Source organism: Winogradskyella pacifica (assembly GCF_003386275.1).
Taxonomy (GTDB): Bacteria; Bacteroidota; Bacteroidia; order Flavobacteriales; family Flavobacteriaceae; genus Winogradskyella; species Winogradskyella pacifica.
Genome location: NZ_QREI01000001.1, coordinates 604,010 through 622,670, shown reverse-complemented (window position 1 = coordinate 622,670; position 18,661 = coordinate 604,010). Strand labels below are relative to the sequence as shown.

Sequence of the window (18,661 nt, the reverse complement as noted above, 5' to 3'; positions counted from 1 at the left end):
TTAATAAAAATATAATGAAAGAATTTGAAAACAAAGTAGCTTTAGTTATTGGTGGAACAAGCGGAATAGGTAATGCCACTACAAACGCCTTATTAGAAGGAGGAGCAACAGTGCATGTTGTGGGTAGAAATACAGATAAAATTGCCGATGCACCAAACTTGGTTAAACACACAGCAAACATATCTAGTACAACAGATGTAGATGCTTTAATCGCTAAAATTGATGGTTTAGATAACTTGGACTATTTGGTAAATGCTTCAGGGATTTTTGGTCCTAAACCGTTTTTAGATCATACGATGGAAGACTATAATTCGTATTTAGATTTAAATAGAGGCTTCTTTTTTATTACACAAAGTGCCGCAAAAAAAATGAAAGCGACTAAAGGTGGTGCTATAGTAAATGTGGGATCTATGTGGGCAAAACAAGCCGTAAAAGCAACTCCTTCTACAGCATATTCTATGCAAAAAGCAGGTTTACATTCGCTGACACAACATTTGGCGATGGAATTGGCAGAAGATAACATTCGGGTGAATGCGGTGTCTCCTGCTTTAGTTAATACTCCTGTGTATCATGGTGTTTTTGGAGGTGAAGAAGCGGCTAAAAAAGCATTGGTTGGTTTTAACGGATTTCACCCCATAGGTCGTTTTGGTGAATCGGAAGATGTAGCCAATAGTATTATCTTTTTATTATCAGACAAAGCGGCTTGGGTAACAGGTGCTATTTGGGATACCGACGGTGGTGTTATGGCTGGTAGAAATTAAAAGTATAAATAATTAATGAGCCATAATCTTAACTAATTTAGGTTATGGCTTTTCTATTCCATAAGTCTCAAAATAATTTTGAGATTTAAATTTGAATTCAAACTATGAAAAATTTGGTCCTAACCGTAAGTATTGTTTTACTGTTTATGTCTTGTAAAGAGAAGGTAACAACAGAAACGGACCGTATGTCTAAAACGACAACGTCCAATAATACTAGTAAAAAATCAACATTAAAATATAAAACATTAGCTGTAAACGGGATAAATATTGCCTATCGAGAAGCTGGTAATCCTAAAAACCCGACTATTGTTTTACTACATGGTTTTCCGGCATCATCGTACCAATACCGAAAAGTGTTAGCACAATTATCTAACGAGTTTCATTTAATAGCACCTGATTATCCAGGTTTTGGTAATAGTGATTTTCCAGATGCGGAAACGTTTATCTATACGTTTGATAATATAGCGACTACTATGGATTCCTTTTTAGAGCAAAAGGAGATTAATTCTTATGCTATAATGATTCAAGATTATGGAGCACCTATTGGTTTTAGATTAGCAACTGCACATCCTGAAAGCATTACAGCAATCATCAACCAAAACGGAAATGCTTACGAAGAAGGTCTAGGCGATGCTTGGGCTGGCATAAAAGCACTTTGGAAAAACAGAACTAAAGAAACTGAAGATGCTTTATTGCCTGCTTTTTCTTTGGAAGGTTTAAAATGGCAATACACACATGGTGTTAGAGATATTGAAACCGTAGATCCTGATAGTTATAATTTGGATTTTTTAAGACTCTCTAGACCAAATGCACATGCCGTAAATTTAGATTTGTTTTACGATTATCAAAATAACGTGAAGTTATACCCAAAATGGCAAGACTATTTAAGGGATAACCAACCTCCATTATTAATAGTTTGGGGTAAAAACGATGCTTTTTTTCCAGAAAGTGGTGCAGAAGCGTTTAAAAAAGACGTAAAAGACATTGATTATAACATTTATGATACGGGACATTTTGCATTAGAAGAAGAAGGGGATGCTATTATTGAAAATATTAGAAACTTCATGAGAAATCAGAATAAATAGAAAACTAGAATGAAACAATTTGTGATAATTTTACTGGTATCACTAGCCTTATTTGGATGTCAGCGTAAATCAGAAGAAACTAAAAAACAATTCTTTTTACCACCAGTGACGACCTATAATTATGTTGAAATTGATAGTGTAAAACTATTTTATAGAGAGGCAGGAGATCAAAGCAACCCAACGATAGTATTGTTGCATGGTTACCCGTCATCTTCACATTCGTATAGAAATCTAATTCCGATGTTGGCGACGCATTATCATGTGATTGCACCAGACAATTTGGGGTCTGGTTATAGCACACATTTAGATCCAGCAACGACGACATACACTTTTGATCTCTTGGCGGATTATACAGAGAAGTTAATTGATAGACTTGATATCAAGAATTACGTGATGTACATGCAAGATTTTGGAGCTCCTGTGGGTTACCGAATGCTGATGAAAAACCCAAAACGGATTGAAGCTTTAATTGTTCAGAATGCGAATGCGTATTTAGATGGTTTATCATCGAACCGACAAGATTTTTTTAGAACGGCACAAACCGATACGTCGCAAGCAAAGCGCGATTTTTTATATAGCTTAACAGGTGAAGATGCCATAATAAATAAACAATATTTATTTGATTTAGATGCTACGAATATCAATAGACAAAGTCCGGATGCTTGGACACACGACTTAGCATTTTTAAGATCTGAAAGTGATAGAGAAATTCAAGTGCAGTTATTTCAAGATTACAATACCAATTTGATTCGCTATCCGAAATGGCAAAAGATGTTGAGAGATAACCAACCAAAAACCTTAATTGTTTGGGGTAAAAAGGATTTGAAATTCACTTACAAAGGAGCGGAAGCGTATTTAAGAGATGTACCAGATGCAGAATTACATTTATTAGATGCAGGTCATTTTGCAGCGGAAGAAAAGACCAGAGACATTGCAAAACTCATTTTAGAATTTTTGTCTAAGAATGGCATAGAATAAAGGACGCAATGCAAAACGTATTTAGTGTTCATTTTAAAGGAAAAAGCTTGTCTGTATACTAAATTTGCGCAAAGGATGGAAGTGGCATCCTTTTTTTTGCTGCCACATATGGCAAAAAAAAGATATAACGGACAGCCTGACCTTTTCGGTTGCGCTAAAATAAATAAACATATAAGTCGTCTATATGGCTATAACCAAAACATATACAGCCATTGTAAGGTTTGCGAAATATTTTGACTAATTTTGTAGTTCTAACTGGAAGAAAGTTAGAATAAAAACAAAGTCGAATACATTTAAAAAATAAATATTATGGCATTAGAAATAACAGATGCAAATTTTGAAGAGACAGTATTAAAGAGTGACAAACCTGTAGTAGTTGATTTTTGGGCTGCTTGGTGTGGACCTTGTCGTATGGTTGGACCAATCATTGACGAAATCAGCACAGAATACGAAGGTAAAGCTGTTGTTGGTAAGGTAGATGTTGATGCAAACCAAGAATTTGCAGCTAAGTATGGTGTAAGAAACATACCTACAGTATTGGTTTTTCAAGGTGGTGAAGTTGTTGGTCGCCAAGTTGGAGTTGCGCCTAAAAAGGCATATTCTGACGCTATCGACGCACTCTTGTAGTCAATACTCTAAAAGAAATGATAAAAGGTTTGCCTATACGGCAAACCTTTTTTAGTTTCGGTAACTGATGGATTTACAACAAGAACTCAATAAAACAGGAGGTTTTAAAAACCTCGAATTGTTAGCGAAGCAAGTCGTTGAAGGCTTTATTGCTGGTATGCATAAAAGTCCATTTCATGGGTTTTCTGCAGAGTTTGCCGAGCATAAGATTTATAATCCGGGTGAAAGCACCAGGCATATTGATTGGAAGTTATATGCAAAAACAGACCGTTTGTATACCAAGCGTTATGATGAGGAAACCAATTTGCGTTGCCATATTATATTAGATAATAGCCGTTCTATGCACTATCCTGAAACGGCTGGGACTGCTTTAGACAATCTTAATAAGATTGCGTTCTCGGCTTTAGCAAGTGCCTCCTTGATGCATATTCTTAAAAAGCAGCGCGATGCTGTTGGCCTAAGTATTTATAGTGATACTTATGATTTCTATTCCCCTGAAAAAGGTAGTGAGCGTCATCATCAAATGTTATTACATAAGTTGAGTGGGGCTGTGGTTTCTAAATCTGAGACTAAAACAACGGAAACGTATCGCTATTTACATCAGATTGCAGAAAAAATTCATCGCAGATCCTTAATTTTTGTGTTTACAGATATGTTTCAAACGTCAGAAGATGACGAAAAACTGTTTGAAGCGTTGCGACATTTAAAGCATAATAAGCATGAAGTGGTCTTATTTCATGTTTTTGATAAAGAAAAAGAACAAACTTTTAATTTTAATAATACACCAACACGATTTATAGATGTTGAGACTGGTGACCATATAAATTTGTATGCCGATAACATCAAAGAGAACTACGAAAAATCTGTAAAAGAATACTTTACAGACTTAAAATTAAGGTGTGGTCAATACCGAATTAAGTATGTAGAGGCTGATATTAATGCTGGTTTTAATAGTATATTAACGACCTACATGATAGAGCGACAAAAATTTATTTAAAATATTTTTTATTTTTTTTGTTTTTTGTTTGTGGAATTGAAAATGCAGTGTATATTTGCACTCGCAATTAAGCAACGGTCTGGTAGTTCAGTTGGTTAGAATGTCGCCCTGTCACGGCGAAGGTCGCGGGTTCGAGTCCCGTCCAGACCGCTAAAATTGCAGAAAGAAGCTTCAAGAAATTGAGGCTTTTTTTTAGCGACATAAAGACGTTGTGTTGTTCTAGGAGAGATCCTAGAGTAGTTGTAAGAAACTCATTGTTGTTGAGTTCTTACCAATGAGAAGCTTTCCTTTTTTCTGTATAAGAAAATCGGGATGCTTTTTTGTTTTTTGGGCTTCTTAAGTTGCTTTAATACCTATGTAATGAGGAGATCTATGAAGTCTAAGTCTCTTTCTTAAGTTTTAAAGTCGTTGCTGTATTTAATTTTTGTCCATTAATTTGCCATTCTCTGTTAAAACGACCTGATCGCTTTTTAAAACTTCGAGTGTAACTTTGGGTTCTTCGTCTTTAGATATGCTATTTCTGTATATAGTGTAAGTGTGTAGTTCGTTTGTAAATATAATAGCGTAATTGCCCCCATTGCCCTGAAATTCATAGTATCCGTCGTTTAATATTAAATCGGGTTTTGAAGATTCGTTATCAGTTATGTTCCAAGATGCGTATCTGTAAGTGTTGCTAGCGAGCTGGTCTATTCTAATGAGGTGATTTTTAGTTTTGAATTTTAATGTTGGATTTTCAAATGCTTTTAAAGAGCTGTGAAGGTTTTCTTTATCCATAGCTATCAATGCGGTTCTGTTCTTTCTTTCAGTTTCGCTTTCATAATTTATGGCTTTTATTTTTCCGTTAGTGCTATCTATCCAAATAATACCATCATTAAGCATGATGCCTCTCCAGCCAACTTCTTCCCACTGTTCAGTTTTAGAATTTACAATTAGTGCAACAAGTTTATCGTCAAAAACCTCAGAGAAGCGCTGCTTAAAATCGACCTCGTTTTTAATGCTTGGTAGAGGGTATTCTCGGTTTAGAGGGTAATTGATGTGTTTAGCTAGTTGGTCAATGTTTTTGGCTTCAAATAAGCTTATTAGTGTGTTAATGTTGGATATTTTTAGCGGATCAAGCGTTTCACTTTGTGATAAACCTATTTTTGAAACAAATAGTAGTAAAACTAAAAATCTGATTTTCATAATTCGGTGTTTTTATAAATTATTAAAAAGTCATGTATGGTTGGTTTCTTTAACTAAGATTGCTTAACGATAAAGTGGTCTAAGTGATTTGAATTAAAATGGATTTTAATGAAATATGTAGAGAAATTGACAAACAAGAAAGCCGACTCTAAAAATGAAATTGAGACGGCTTTACTAGAATTAATAGATCCCCTAAATCTATTCTTCAATAAAATCGAGATTTAAAATACGTGCTTGCGCAGCTAGCATTCTAATTTTTTCTAAATCTGACATTTTTGAAAACTTAGCTTTTCGTTCTTCAAGTGTTTGCATATGTTCTTTAGCATCCTCTTTGTCCATTAGCAGCTTTACGTCTTGAACCATTTTTATCGCTTCAGGATAGCATGAGCTATCTGAATCAATAAATACTAAACTGTATAAGGTTGAAGGATAATCCTTATATGCTTTTTGATTACGTGCTTGTTCAAGTATTTTCTTGCAATTATCATCTTTGTTGTCAGTGTAAATTTTGGTTATTAAGCGCTCAGCATCGGCAAAACAACTTATGTTTTCAGGAATGTATTTTAACAATCCATAAGCCTTATTGTATTCTTTTCTTTCTATATAAGTATTTGCCGATTTGATTATTTTGGCACAATTATTTTCGTAATACGCCAATATGTTTGTTTCGGCTTTAGTAAAAAAGCTTCTGAATTTTGAGTCTGAAGTTTTTATTTGTAGAATGGCTTTTGCTATAGCTTTATCCAGGTCTTTATCAGTAACTATAACCGTTGTTTTAAATTGATTGAATAGCGTTTGATTCTCTGCTTCTGTTATAGTTAAATACACTGCAACCTTAACGACCTTGACGGTTTGAATATCTCCAGCGTTCTTTTCGTCAACGATTTCTATGCTAGGAATAATTTCAAAGGGAGTTTGACTAGGGGAAAAGTTAAGCCCTACCTTAAGTTTACCTCTTTCATTGTAACTCCCTTCGATTTTTTGTCTCAACAATTTGTAATGCTCTTTATTGACACCGTTTCTAGTCTTTATATTTGGCATTTTGTAGCTAAAGTTAATGGTACTAGAATTTTGACCAAAAATTATATTGCTAGAGAATACTAGAAACAAAATCAAAAATAAACTATATGTTGTGCGTTGTATAAACATTATTTAATTGTAATAAATAGGTTCTGTCCTTTTACGTTTCTAGAGGCTGATACCTCATTGGATCGTAAGAACTTAATCAGTTCGCTTGCAAATCGATTCGGATTATACGGTCTGCCTGATTCTTGATCAAAAAGCGGTATTCTCACTTCGTCAAAAGCCATTGATTTCTCCGTGATTCCTGATAGATTAGCCCGTCCTTTATAGGCGTTTGTATAGATCCATTCTTCAATGGCTTCGTTAAGGAAATCGCCGTCACCGACTTCGGCATCAAAATCTAATTCAGCATCTTCATGCAAGTTGAGTTCTATTTTAATAGCACGTCCTATTTCCCTAATTTCATCAGTTTTTGTAAGAAGCATATTTAAAAACTCTTCTCTAATGCGGTCGTACGCTTTTTCGATTAACTTATCGTAATCTTGAGTATTGAAACGGCCACTATTTTCAGATTGGTTAGAAAAACTAGCTCCCGAATGGGCTTCAAATGCTTGCAGTACCAGGGTGACACTTGCAGATCCAGAATCATCGGTTGTAAGTTGTGTATCTACTTCAACATAGATATCCGCACCAGAACCAGCAATTAAATCGGCTTTAAAATCTGCTTGTCTATCCATTTGAAAAGCGCGATTAGATTCGGCAGCTCTAAGGCTCGCAACAAAATCTACGGTAGTCCATCCACGTTGATCAAAAGATTGTTTAACCATAGACATTGCAGAACGAATGTATGGATTGTCGTCTAAGATTGATTTCACTTCTTCACCAGTTTTGGTGTAGGGTACGACCATTAATTTGGCTTGTGCCCTTTCAACTTCATCGCTTCTAGTAGATGCAATTTGGGCGAACGTAGAAAAGGTTTGCAAAAAGCACATTACTAAAACTCCTATTTTGATAATATTTGTTCTTTTAGTCATGTTTAAAATCCTATTTTATTTAAAATTTTATTGCGTTCTAAATCTCTTCTTAAAAGATTATAGTTAAGTTTAAAAGTTGACGCTGCAGTGACGCAGTTTTTCGTCTCATTTTGGCAACCATAATAGTCAACTTTGTTACTTGTGATGTATTGTTTGTAGCCTGATTTGTAAAACTCATCAAAAAAAGCTTTGTTCTCAGTTTCAATACGCTGACCTTTTTGAATCATAGGATTTTTCATGTCTGTTCCTGGGAAGCCCATGTAGAATAAATGTTGTATCGCTTTTTTATGAGCATTAGCTTCGGCTTCAGGTTCTTCTTTAAATTCATCACTAACGCCTCGTAACGTCACAATACCTTGCGTGTCGTGAGCTATAAGTTCAGAAGTAGAGTACGGATTGGCCATTTTTTGTGATCCGCAGCTTGTAACTAGTATAGCAACAAGAATTAATAATAAGTACGTGTTTTTCATAATTGTTAAAATTTAAGGGTTAAATATTTGGTTGGTTATTTATCTAATTAAGACGCTTATTGGTTCGCCTTTCTTAATCGCTTTTTTAATGTCTTTTTGGTTGTTTATTAATGTGGCTACAGAAAAATTTTGATCATCTACTCTAATTACCCAAGCAGAACCAACGATCTCATTTCTTTGTAAGTCTTTTTCCCCAATGGCAACTGTTGAGGATTTAACAACGTCCATAATTTGTCCTATTTGTACACCAGCAGCATGTCCTGCTCCAAATGTAAATTCATCTTTTTTCTTCTTGTTCCAGTTAATGATTTCTGCTGGCATTGGAAAAAGAGATCGTGTAACCTTAACGATATTATCACTTAAGGGCATTAAGGCAATATTAAAAGCTTCTGAACTTGAGGTTGATGGCTCTTCCAATCGATCCTCTCTTTCTTCAACTCTTTTAAATTCATCTTTTGAGTAATACGATTTCATCACTTTTTTAACGTCATCACTGTATGGGATAAAATCTGAATTCACAGTTTCAGTTGATAAAATTTCACCAGTAGAAACGTCTAGCATTCTAATCTGAACACTAATACTAGAGGTCCATTTATTCTTTTTGATTTCAGAGTTTCTAATAGCAATAATGCTTCCGTCAACTAAAAAGTTAGCTCCTTTGCCTAGGCCATCTGCGACGGTATTGTCGCTGTCCATAAAAGCTTCCGTTCTTTGGAGGCTTTTTTCTTTTTCAATTTCTTCTAGTTTTTCTCTATCTACCACGGTGAATCGTTTAGAAGACACAAAGCCATTTACTATGGTTTCTTGAACTATTCTGGCTTCATTGCTGTTAATGGAAGCTTCGTCATAGGATATTGGTAGAAACGCAATAGTGGTTCTGTTTTGAGCTTTAATTGCTGAAATTGAAAACAGTAGGCATAAAAAGGTAATTGTATTTTTCATATCATATTTAAATTAAGAATTGATTGGGTTTAAAAGTATTGGGATTGTGATCCCTTTTTGCTAGTTGAATTATTCCGTGTTGTTAATCGTTTGTTTTTTTTGTAAGCGCAACTTGGTACTGCTATTTGTAAGATGCTTTTTTGTTATTCTCTATGTCAATTTTTTTTGAATGACCAGAGGTTTTAAATATTTAAGTTGTGGATTGGAATCTTTATAGCTGTTGTTGCTTTTTGTGAGATGTAAGATTCATTTCGGTTTTAAAAAGATTTAGATTCATCATAATTTTCGATTTGGTATTCGCAAATATGATTTGATTTTTCTATGAAACTGAAAATTCTACGGGTAGTGAGCGTGTAGTTTTACACACTACCCACAGGGTGGTGTAGTCTAGAGTGTTGTATTTTAGTGCTTTGTGTGCGTATCAAAAAAAACAAGAATTATATTTCGTGAGGTGTTTTAAATTTTATACCATCAATAATTACACTTTTCCTCTTAATTGTGCCGATGAAAAGCTTGAAAATTAGGTTGAAATCATTGTTTTTGATGGTTATTGCGTACGAAATGGCTTGTTATTCTATCAGTATTATTTTTGATTAACCTTAACTATTTTAAAATAACTCTGTTCTAATTGGGGGGAAGTTTTGCGATATTGATTGAAATAACTTCTGTTAATGAGTTTGTTAAATTGTTATTATAAAAAAAAACCGCTTTTAACGGTTTTCTTATATTACTCTTTTATGGCAGTATTGTATTTACCATGTTATAAACTTATATAAATTTAATTATAGCTCATAGGTTTGGCGTAGAACGATTCGGTTTTTTACTCCTAAAAGTTCGTAGATAGCTTTGAGGTGATACTTTACGGTATTTTCGGAAATAAAAAGTTCAACTCCGATTTCTTTATTTGTTTTGCCTTCTTTAATTAATTTAATGACTTCGAGTTGTCTTTCGGTTAAATTGTGAGATTCTAAAATAGTTTTAGCATTGTGTTTGGTGTCTATTTGGGTAGAAAGGCGTTCAACTTCCTTTCGGATGTATTGGTTTTCATGTAATATTAATTTATTCTTTTGTTTATAAACGCGGAGTAATATTAAGAGGATAATAATTAAGACAATTACGAATATAGAAATAACAGATAAATAAAACTGTTGCTTTTCTTCGGCTTCCAGTCCAATTTGTAATCTTTCTTGTTTGAGGCGGTTTTGTAAAGCTAAAAGCTTCTCACTGTTAGTAGTGGCCTTGTACTCATCTCTTTTATTAGAAACTAATTGTTGAGTTTTTAATGCATTTTCATAATCGTGAATGTTCTCATAATGTTTAGTTAGTCCTTCATGTATGATAATATCATATATTGGTACATTATGTTTTTTTGCATAATATAAACCTTTGTTAAAAGCTGTCATTACTTTATTATAATCACCAAGAGTAGAGTATAGTGCTAACTTTGCTCGGTATATATTAGGTAAATGTTTGGGATTGTCTTTTTCTAAAATAGCTATGGCATGGTCAAGATTCTCTTCTGCCTTTATGTAGTCGTCCCTCCAAATAGCTACAGAGCCTAACACAGTGTAGTAATGGGCAAGCGTTTCTCTCGTTAAGTGTTTAACTGTATTGTCATTAAATTTTTCAAGAAGCATTAACACTTTTGACTGATCCTGCATGTCAAAATAAACAAGCATTTTCTCAGCTAAAATTTTTGCCTCCAATTCCTCTTTATGAATGGATTTTTTTGCCTCTATTTCCGCTAGTTCAAGTTTATTTATGGTCATTACATAATTATAGACACGTTTAAATGTGTACGCCATCTGAATGTGAGCGTGTGCTTTATCAAATGAATCAGACTTAGGGTCTTCTATGATTTCGTTTAATTTTAGTAAAGAGGTCTCGTAATGTTGCTGATCATTGAGTTTTGATATTTCGTCTTCTAAGGCAACGGGATCAATATTCTGTGCGGTGATTAGAACAGGAAATAAATAAAAAACAATTTTGAAATAGTGGTTAAGCATTAGCGGGTAGGGTCGTTTAATGGTGAGCTAAATTAAAAAAAATGGATTAGGTATTTACTGATGACTCCTTTTAATATTCTGTATGTATTTACTTGAAAAATCCTAAATATATATAATAATCGCACTCAAATTAATTTTTTGTCTAACAATTTTATCCTGGCCAAAAATGATACTCTTCTTGCTTTATATTCAGAATAATTTGGTTCTTTTCAAATTGTATTTTACATATAGTTTAATTGTCTTAGTTATGAGGTGGTTAGCTTTCTAAATGTATAAGTGTATTAGGGTAAGGGCCTTGTAAAAACTTAAATATTGTGTTTAAGAAATGGTAAAATATGGGTGCGTTTTACTAAGTGTTTGATGTCTACCTAACAAAAATGGTCATGAGGGGTTTTTGCTTTCTAAATTATAAGATTGAAATGTTTTTTTAGGCTATTGGTTTTAATAAATGTGACTTTTCAAAAGAGTAAGTGTCATATAAACGCTATTAATCAACAAAAAAGGTGCAACAAGAAATTGTTGCCCTTTTTTTTATGTTTTTACGAGATACTTAAGTTATAAACCGTATAAAATTTAATTAAGCGATAATGTTAACTAGAGTGCAAGTTTTCAACAGGTTGTGAACATTAATTTCGCGGTTAATCGGGTAATAAAAGCGTTTAGTCGGATATTCATTAGGAATATTCAGAAATACGTGTATATTTGCAGTTCTTATTAAGTTTTGAAAACGCTTAAAAAGAATAATTTTAATTCATTTTACTAGAGGCAAGTAATTGTCTAAAAAACGTCCCTCGTTTTAAGTTTTAGTATTGTTTTAGGTTTCCCTAAAATAGTTAATTATCCATTCCCTTCCCTCAGTGTATCGCGTAGCGTTACCGATTTTGATATTGACTAATTTTAACCCTAAATATAATACTTATGAAAACCCTAAAAATTACTTTTGCATTACTAGCTGTTTTATTATTAACAGTATCTGGAATCCAATCAGACATCGTTGCAGTTAATGATGAAGAACCTACCTACAAAGAAAAAACGAGTTATGATCTATTGGCTCATGATAAGACTAGAATAAAATTGAAAACTCAAGGATAATATAACATTTTATTTAATAAGATTTCAGAGCCCACTCATTGAGTGGGCTTTTTGCGTTAGTATGAAACCTATCGATTATTAAAATATAGTATTGATATTTTAGTATATATTTGAGTGACTAATTAATTACTTCGTTTAGATGCGTATTTATCTTGCTTTAATTTTTTTATTCTTGTTTGGAAACGCATTTGCTCAAAAACACTATTCAAATACATACGATAGTATTTTTAAGCTAAGAAGCCTATCGTTCGATGATGATTTATCTGATAGTTTAAGGGTTGTTTATGCCAAGAAAGCGATGGTGTTATCACATAAAACTTCTGAAGACAGCACAATTCTTAAAAGTGGCAGAAGTTTAGGGATTTTGTACGATGTGTTAGGTCAAACTGATCTGTGGCAACAACAGAATAAAAATAATTTACAATTAGCGCATAAATTATCCGATACATTGGCATTAGCTGTAGCTAAACTTAATATTGGTATAGCAAAACAGTATTATGAGGTTCAATATGATAGCGCATTTTATTATTACAGAGGCGCATTAAAATATTATGATGAATTAGGCGATACAGAACTTGTGGCAACACTCTATTGTTATATTGCCGAAATTCAACTTAATGAGAAAGTTTATATAAGTAGTGAGGAAAATGCAATTAAAGCATTACGATTATTTAATACTCTGCCAAAAACAGAGTCTATTTTAGATGATATTTGGATTGTAAATAATCTATTAGGTCAAATATCGGGACATTTAGGCCGCTATACTGAAGCTTTAGAATATCATAATAAAGCCATTGATATAGCTAATGACATGAGAAAGGGTGAACAGAACAAAACCATCTCACTTCATAATCAGGCTAACATGTATATCAAATTACATGACTATGAAAAGGCTATTCAACTTTTTAACGATCTCATTGAATTGCGACCAGTTTACCAAGAGATAGATCCCACATTTTACCCATTAATTATTGATAATCTTGCCTATACTAAGGTATTAGCCGGATATAAAGATTATAATGAAATAAGCGATATGTTTTATGAAGCATATAAAATCAGTAATAATCTTAATGACGATGTTACTAAGCTTGCCGTAACAATAGATTTATCAAAATATTACAAACATTTAGCTATTAAGGATTCTACTCTAAAATATACCGTTAAGGCTTATAATTTAGCTAAGAAAATATCGTCAACAGATATCTTATTAAAGTCTATGGTTTTGCTTTCTGAGTTAAAAGATGGCGAGGAAGGTAAAAGGTATCTATACGATCATATAAAACTTACAGATAGTTTATTATATGTAGAACGGAATGTAAGAAATAAATTTGCCAGAATTGAGCTTGAAACAGATCAATTAGTAGCGAAAAATAAGCAAATATCTAAAGAGAATTTATATTTATTAATCTTATCTATTGGTCTTTTAGTTACTGCTATATTAGTTTACGTCTTAATTTCTCAACGGGCAAAGAACAGGAAGTTAAAGTTAATACAAGTGCAGCAAAAAGCTAACGAAGATATTTATAATCTACTGTTAGGGCAACAAGATAAAGTAGATGAAGCTAGAGCGAAGGAAAAAACACGAGTATCAAAAGAGTTGCACGATGGAGTTTTAGGTGGACTTTTTGGAGTGCGATTAAGTTTAGATAGTATTAATTTTAATGAGGGAAAAGAGGCGATGATGTCTCGGGCAAAATATATTAGTCAGCTTAAAACGATAGAACATGACATTCGCAAAATATCACACGAGTTAAATACCGATTTTATATCAGGATCTAGTTTTATAGATATTGTAACCGAACTCATTGAAAACCAAACTCAAGCTTATGATTTAGAACATAAATTTGATTATACCGATGATATTCATTGGGATTTAGTATCTAATAAAGTGAAAATCAATATTTATAGAATCATTCAAGAGTCGATGCAAAACATCTATAAACACGCCAATGCTAAAGTCATTTCAGTTTGTATTTCACTAGAAAAAGACTTAATTTGCTTGGATATTGTAGACGACGGTTCTGGCTTTGATACTTCCAAAAGTAAAAAAGGCATTGGTCTGAAAAATATGCGATCTCGAGTAAGTGACCTTAAAGGCACTATAAGTATTACATCGCAATCCGATACTGGTACAACAGTTAATGTAAAAATTCCCTATACAAATTAATTTCACATGGAACACATCAAAATTTTAATGGTAGACGACCATCCAATTATTATAGAGGGTTACCAGAATGTGTTAATGGCAACAAAAAAAGACGATCAAACCTTGTATATCGATACAGCGAACAATTGTGATACAGCTGTAGCTATGATAGAGCGCCAATCAAAAAAATATCCATACGATGTTTGCTTTTTTGATATTAGTTTACCAGGTTCAGAAGACGGGAGATATGCTTCTGGTGAGGATTTAGCATTGTTAGCAAAGCGTTTAATGCCAAGAGCTAAGGTTGTAATTCTTACCATGTTTAATGAAACGTTTCGAATTCATAATATTATTAAAGAGATTGATCCAGACGGTTTTTTAATTAAAAGTGATTTAACGTCTATGGAATTGGCTGATGGTTTTCAGCAAATTTTAAAGTCGCCACCTTACTATAGTAGCACGGTTAGCAATTATACTAAAAAAAGAATTTCGAGTGATATCTACGTCGATGATATAAATCGAAAAATCTTACATTTATTGTCTCAAGGCATAAAAACTAAAAGTCTTAATGAATATATAGACATGTCTACAAGTGCCATTGAAAAACGTAAAAAACAGCTTAAGATTTTGTTCTCTATTGATGATGGAAAAGATGAAAGCTTGTTAAAAGAAGCACGAGAAAAAGGTTATTTGTAATAAAAGCGCAGAAATATCGCATTTTATACGGTTTTTGAAACCTTTGAAGGTACCGTGAATTCAGGAAACTACGGTTTTTCCACAGCAAGTGTACGGTTTTCCCACAGCAAAAAGTAAAAAGACTTCAATATATTTACACCTGTCAGCAAGAGTTAATTAATCCCTTATTAAGTATTTGTTGAATTAATAGCAAGAAAATTAAACCTAATCACATAGTATGTGGCTAGGTTTTTTTCTATTAAAGGAGGTTCGAAATAGATTAATACCAGCTTGCATTGTGTTCCGATAACTTCACAATAAAAAAGCCGAGATAAATTATAGCCACAATAAATTTTAAAAAGGTAGAGGCTATAAACCCTAAGAGCGATCCAAAAGCAGCTTTCAAAGCTTTATTAAAATCATTGCGATGCATCATTTCTCCAATAAGTGCACCAACAAATGGACCAATTATAATTCCAAAGGGAATAGGAGAGAGCAGCCCAATGATTAAACCTAAGGTCGTCCCAATCATTCCGGCTCTACTACCACCAAATCGTTTAGTGCCTATGGCGGGAATAATATAATCTAAGACATAAATAAAAACAGCAAATACTAGAGAGACAATTAAAAAGGTATGACTCAATTCTACGCCTTCCGTAAAATGAAGCACCAAAAGGCCAGCCCAACTCGTTAGTGGTCCAGGCAATACCGGAAGAAAACTACCTAAGATGCCTAATATCATTAAAAGCAGTGCGATACACACTAAAAATAGTTCCATATTAAAAAATTAAATTCATTAATAGGACGCTTTAAGTAGGTTATTGTTACAGTTTTACAACTAAATAATTAGTTTGAACTAATTATTTAGTTATATTTGTTGTGAGTTAATCTAAAAAATAGAGTTCTATGAAGCAGTTGACAAAAGCAGAAGAGGAAATTATGCAAACCTTATGGCAGCTTAAAAAAGCCAATGTAAAATCGATAATTGAAATGTTACCAGAGCCTAAGCCTGCTTATAATACGGTGTCTACAATCGTAAGAATTTTAGAAAGTAAGGGTTTTGTAAACTATGAGAAAAAAGGAAAAGGGCATGTGTACTTTCCTATAGTTGCTAAGGAATCTTACAGTAACCAGTCCATAAATAAATTAGTGGATAATTATTTTCAAGGTTCTTTTAAAAGTATGGTGTCGTTTTTTGTTCAGAAAAATGATGTTGATGTTAAAGACATTGAAGTCTTACTCGATGAAATTAATAAAAACAAACCGCAGTAGATCTTTTGTTTTAGACATTGAACTGTACATAATTTACAAGGTTCACTGAGAGTATTAAAAAAAATAAATAGTAACGAATTAAATAATTATGCTGTATTCTATTCTTCAAATTATCGCATTTCAAGCCCTGTTTTTATTGATATACGATTTGTTTTTAAAGCGAGAAACCTTTTTTAATTACAATAGAGCTTACTTAATAATTACGTCTGTATTAGCGCTTGTATTACCATTTCTTAAATTTCCTCAACTAAAAACGATGGCCACAAAAGATATGGTTATTCATTTGCCAGAAGTATTTATTGGTACAAAAGCACCAACGGTTTACGAGATTCAAACGGCAGAACTAGCTGGTATTATTTTAGAGCAACCACAAACACCAATTTGGCAAATAATAGCAGTAACGGGTATCGCAATTGCATCATTAATTTTTCTAGCTAAAATCACCAAATTATATTGGTTAAAACATAAAAATCCAAAACGATGGAAAGGCAATGTTCTTATTGTAAAGCTCATAAAAAGTAGTGCTGCATTTTCATTTTTCAACACCATATTTTTAGGAGAACATATTTCAGAGTCTGAAAAACCAACGATTTATAAGCACGAGTTGGTACATATTGAAGAATATCATACGGTAGATTTATTGTTTTTCGAATTGCTTAGAGTTGTATTCTGGTTTAATCCTTTAGTCTATATCTATCAAAATAGAATCAAAGAATTACACGAATATATTGCCGATGCCAAAGCGGTAAAACAAAGTGGTAAAGTCGATTATTATACAAGTTTACTCAATCAGGTTTTAGATGTTAATCAGGTGTCTTTTACTAATACATTTTTTAATAAGTCATTAATCAAAAAACGAATCGCTATGTTACAAAAATCAAAATCAAAACAGTTGAATCTTCTCAAGTACGCCTTGTTAATTCCTATGGTTTTTGGGATGTTAATTTATACGTCTACGGAGGTTAGAGCGCAACAAAAGATAGACTCACAAGAAACCTTCGTCAATCAAGAGTTAACTGATGACGAGTTAATTAAAAAGTATCATGAAGAGATACTTACAATGAAAAAAAATGGATCAACCTTTGCTGAAATTGTTGATTATGCAGGTTTTATGGGAGATAAAAAATATAATTATATAAACTCTCGTGAAGATTACTTAAAATTTAAGGCATTTATGATTTTTATCGCTGAAGGTACGATTGAAAGAAAATCAGAAGAAGGCACATTAACCCAAGAAGATATTAACTCCGCTGATGTAATGAAATTAGGCAAACACCAGTCTTATGCAGATTATGTAGAATGGAAAAAAACAAAAGAAGCTAAAGAACGATGGGAATCAAACACCCAAGATGGTATTTTAAAACTTTATGTTGAAGATGCTGGAAACAAAACAGATGAAGAAACCAAGCGTTTTAATAGATTGTTGAAACAATTAGAAAACGACGATTTTTTTAATAAACTCGTAGTGACAGACGGTAGGTCAACTTTAGTATTAGATTCATATATTTCAAATGATGGTGTCGAAATGATTAAAGAAGAGGTTGAAATTGTAGAAGTCCCATTCTCTGTCGTAGAAGAAACACCAACCACCATTGATTGTCAAGATTTAGAAAGCAATAAAGATCGAAAAAACTGTTTTAATAGTTTTGTGAACAAGCACATTGCTAAAAACTTTAATACAAGTATTGGAGATAGTTTGAGTCCTGGTAGAAAACGCGTTTTTGTACAATTTAAAATTGATAAAGATGGTACTGTTAAACATATTGTTGCTAGAGGTCCAAGTCCAGAATTAGAAATAGAAGCCAAACGTGTTATAGCGACATTGCCTCAATTTATTCCAGGGAAACAAAAAGGAAAAGTGGTTGTGGTACCTTTTTCTGTGCCTATCGTTTTTCAGATTCAAGGAAAATCAGGTAAAGAAAACAATAAGAAGGAGCTTGTAGAATATTTAAAGCAAGAGGATGATCAACTAGAAGAAGATATAGAACGGTCGGAAGTAATTTCTTTTAACGCGGTAGAAGTTGCGCCAATTCATCCAGATTGTAAATCGGTTTCTAACGATGCTGAACAAAGAGATTGTTTAGCTAGCGCGGTTAATAAACTAGTCGGTAAAAATTTCGATACTGATTTAGCAAATTCTTTAGGTTTATCAGCAGGGAAAAAACGAATTTCTGCACAATTTATAATTGATAAAACAGGGCATGTTACTAACATCATAGCAAGAGGGCCACATCCTAAATTAGAAGAGGAACTAGTTAGAGTCTTAAAATTACTACCACAATTTACACCGGCAAGACATGATGGTAAAGCTGTAGATGTATCGTATGCTTTACCCGTTGTGTTTCAAATTCATGATTCTAAAAAAGACTAA

The 18,661-nt window shown here is 33.0% G+C and carries 17 protein-coding genes and 1 tRNA gene; 11 read left to right on the top strand and 7 right to left on the bottom strand.

Features of this window, described 5'->3' with window-relative positions; genetic code table 11:
• Positions 1–14 precede the first annotated feature (14 nt).
• From DFQ09_RS02635 to DFQ09_RS02610, 6 genes are all read left to right on the top strand, one after another.
• Positions 15–761 carry an SDR family NAD(P)-dependent oxidoreductase gene (locus DFQ09_RS02635; RefSeq protein WP_115808028.1) on the top strand — a complete coding sequence of 249 codons (747 nt, stop codon included), beginning with the start codon at positions 15–17 and terminating at the stop codon, positions 759–761.
• 104 nt (positions 762–865) lie between these two features.
• Entirely contained in the window at positions 866–1,846 is a 981-nt protein-coding gene (locus tag DFQ09_RS02630) for an alpha/beta fold hydrolase (protein WP_115808027.1), read from the top strand.
• A 9-nt stretch (positions 1,847–1,855) separates the two neighbouring features.
• Positions 1,856–2,824: an alpha/beta fold hydrolase gene (locus tag DFQ09_RS02625; protein WP_115808026.1), complete on the top strand. Its 969-nt coding sequence runs from the start codon at positions 1,856–1,858 to the stop codon at positions 2,822–2,824.
• A 309-nt stretch (positions 2,825–3,133) separates the two neighbouring features.
• A complete protein-coding gene (trxA, locus tag DFQ09_RS02620; protein WP_020898224.1) occupies positions 3,134–3,451 on the top strand; it encodes a thioredoxin in 318 nt (105 codons plus the stop codon).
• A gap of 67 nt (positions 3,452–3,518) precedes the next feature.
• Complete coding sequence (locus DFQ09_RS02615; RefSeq protein WP_115808025.1) at positions 3,519–4,448, top strand: DUF58 domain-containing protein; 930 nt, start codon at positions 3,519–3,521, stop codon at positions 4,446–4,448.
• A 76-nt stretch (positions 4,449–4,524) separates the two neighbouring features.
• Positions 4,525–4,598, top strand: a tRNA-Asp gene (locus DFQ09_RS02610).
• Between the two features lie 267 nt (positions 4,599–4,865).
• Here the strand turns inward: DFQ09_RS02610 and DFQ09_RS02605 are convergent.
• The 6 genes from DFQ09_RS02605 to DFQ09_RS19140 all read right to left on the bottom strand — a co-directional run bounded on the left by DFQ09_RS02605 (position 4,866) and on the right by DFQ09_RS19140 (position 11,105).
• Positions 4,866–5,630, bottom strand: coding sequence for a hypothetical protein (locus DFQ09_RS02605; RefSeq protein ID WP_115808024.1), 765 nt, complete (start codon positions 5,628–5,630; stop codon positions 4,866–4,868).
• Between the two features lie 198 nt (positions 5,631–5,828).
• Positions 5,829–6,671, bottom strand: coding sequence for a hypothetical protein (locus tag DFQ09_RS02600; protein ID WP_147298311.1), 843 nt, complete (start codon positions 6,669–6,671; stop codon positions 5,829–5,831).
• A 107-nt stretch (positions 6,672–6,778) separates the two neighbouring features.
• The gene (locus DFQ09_RS02595) at positions 6,779–7,687 is read right to left on the bottom strand and encodes a DUF6175 family protein (RefSeq protein ID WP_115808022.1); all 909 of its coding nucleotides are present in this window, start codon (positions 7,685–7,687) and stop codon (positions 6,779–6,781) included.
• Between the two features lie 2 nt (positions 7,688–7,689).
• A complete protein-coding gene (locus DFQ09_RS02590; RefSeq protein ID WP_115808021.1) occupies positions 7,690–8,157 on the bottom strand; it encodes a hypothetical protein in 468 nt (155 codons plus the stop codon).
• 39 nt (positions 8,158–8,196) lie between these two features.
• Positions 8,197–9,099, bottom strand: coding sequence for a CsgG/HfaB family protein (locus tag DFQ09_RS02585; protein WP_115808020.1), 903 nt, complete (start codon positions 9,097–9,099; stop codon positions 8,197–8,199).
• Positions 9,100–9,881: 782 nt separating this feature from the next.
• Positions 9,882–11,105, bottom strand: coding sequence for a helix-turn-helix domain-containing protein (locus tag DFQ09_RS19140; RefSeq protein ID WP_317124898.1), 1,224 nt, complete (start codon positions 11,103–11,105; stop codon positions 9,882–9,884).
• A 918-nt stretch (positions 11,106–12,023) separates the two neighbouring features.
• On the opposite strand from DFQ09_RS19140, the gene DFQ09_RS18820 reads away from it, so the two are divergent.
• The 3 genes from DFQ09_RS18820 (at position 12,024) to DFQ09_RS02570 (ending at position 15,039) form a co-directional block, all read left to right on the top strand.
• Positions 12,024–12,197 (top strand): hypothetical protein, encoded by a 174-nt coding sequence (locus tag DFQ09_RS18820; protein ID WP_181897132.1) that lies wholly within the window; start codon positions 12,024–12,026, stop codon positions 12,195–12,197.
• A gap of 139 nt (positions 12,198–12,336) precedes the next feature.
• The gene (locus DFQ09_RS02575) at positions 12,337–14,364 is read left to right on the top strand and encodes an ATP-binding protein (RefSeq protein WP_115808019.1); all 2,028 of its coding nucleotides are present in this window, start codon (positions 12,337–12,339) and stop codon (positions 14,362–14,364) included.
• 6 nt (positions 14,365–14,370) lie between these two features.
• Positions 14,371–15,039 carry a response regulator gene (locus tag DFQ09_RS02570; RefSeq protein ID WP_115808018.1) on the top strand — a complete coding sequence of 223 codons (669 nt, stop codon included), beginning with the start codon at positions 14,371–14,373 and terminating at the stop codon, positions 15,037–15,039.
• A gap of 259 nt (positions 15,040–15,298) precedes the next feature.
• On the opposite strand, the gene DFQ09_RS02565 is transcribed toward DFQ09_RS02570, so the two are convergent.
• Entirely contained in the window at positions 15,299–15,796 is a 498-nt protein-coding gene (locus DFQ09_RS02565; RefSeq protein ID WP_115808017.1) for a DUF456 domain-containing protein, read from the bottom strand.
• A 128-nt stretch (positions 15,797–15,924) separates the two neighbouring features.
• Between DFQ09_RS02565 and DFQ09_RS02560 the strand changes: the two genes are divergently transcribed.
• Both DFQ09_RS02560 and DFQ09_RS02555 read left to right on the top strand, forming a co-directional pair.
• Positions 15,925–16,290 (top strand): BlaI/MecI/CopY family transcriptional regulator, encoded by a 366-nt coding sequence (locus DFQ09_RS02560; RefSeq protein ID WP_115808016.1) that lies wholly within the window; start codon positions 15,925–15,927, stop codon positions 16,288–16,290.
• Positions 16,291–16,378: 88 nt separating this feature from the next.
• Positions 16,379–18,661, top strand: a complete 2,283-nt coding sequence (locus tag DFQ09_RS02555) for a M56 family metallopeptidase (RefSeq protein WP_115808015.1) — start codon at positions 16,379–16,381, stop codon at positions 18,659–18,661.

Bases quoted from the DNA above. Each gene is read 5' to 3' on its own strand.
- DFQ09_RS02635 (WP_115808028.1), top strand. From the start codon at position 15: ATGAAAGAATTTGAAAACAAAGTAGCTTTAGTTATTGGTGGAACAAGC.
- DFQ09_RS02630 (WP_115808027.1), top strand. From the start codon at position 866: ATGAAAAATTTGGTCCTAACCGTAAGTATTGTTTTACTGTTTATGTCT.
- DFQ09_RS02625 (WP_115808026.1), top strand. From the start codon at position 1,856: ATGAAACAATTTGTGATAATTTTACTGGTATCACTAGCCTTATTTGGA.
- trxA (WP_020898224.1), top strand. From the start codon at position 3,134: ATGGCATTAGAAATAACAGATGCAAATTTTGAAGAGACAGTATTAAAG.
- DFQ09_RS02615 (WP_115808025.1), top strand. From the start codon at position 3,519: ATGGATTTACAACAAGAACTCAATAAAACAGGAGGTTTTAAAAACCTC.
- DFQ09_RS02605 (WP_115808024.1), bottom strand. From the start codon at position 5,630: ATGAAAATCAGATTTTTAGTTTTACTACTATTTGTTTCAAAAATAGGT.
- DFQ09_RS02600 (WP_147298311.1), bottom strand. From the start codon at position 6,671: ATGCCAAATATAAAGACTAGAAACGGTGTCAATAAAGAGCATTACAAA.
- DFQ09_RS02595 (WP_115808022.1), bottom strand. From the start codon at position 7,687: ATGACTAAAAGAACAAATATTATCAAAATAGGAGTTTTAGTAATGTGC.
- DFQ09_RS02590 (WP_115808021.1), bottom strand. From the start codon at position 8,157: ATGAAAAACACGTACTTATTATTAATTCTTGTTGCTATACTAGTTACA.
- DFQ09_RS02585 (WP_115808020.1), bottom strand. From the start codon at position 9,099: ATGAAAAATACAATTACCTTTTTATGCCTACTGTTTTCAATTTCAGCA.
- DFQ09_RS19140 (WP_317124898.1), bottom strand. From the start codon at position 11,105: ATGCTTAACCACTATTTCAAAATTGTTTTTTATTTATTTCCTGTTCTA.
- DFQ09_RS18820 (WP_181897132.1), top strand. From the start codon at position 12,024: ATGAAAACCCTAAAAATTACTTTTGCATTACTAGCTGTTTTATTATTA.
- DFQ09_RS02575 (WP_115808019.1), top strand. From the start codon at position 12,337: ATGCGTATTTATCTTGCTTTAATTTTTTTATTCTTGTTTGGAAACGCA.
- DFQ09_RS02570 (WP_115808018.1), top strand. From the start codon at position 14,371: ATGGAACACATCAAAATTTTAATGGTAGACGACCATCCAATTATTATA.
- DFQ09_RS02565 (WP_115808017.1), bottom strand. From the start codon at position 15,796: ATGGAACTATTTTTAGTGTGTATCGCACTGCTTTTAATGATATTAGGC.
- DFQ09_RS02560 (WP_115808016.1), top strand. From the start codon at position 15,925: ATGAAGCAGTTGACAAAAGCAGAAGAGGAAATTATGCAAACCTTATGG.
- DFQ09_RS02555 (WP_115808015.1), top strand. From the start codon at position 16,379: ATGCTGTATTCTATTCTTCAAATTATCGCATTTCAAGCCCTGTTTTTA.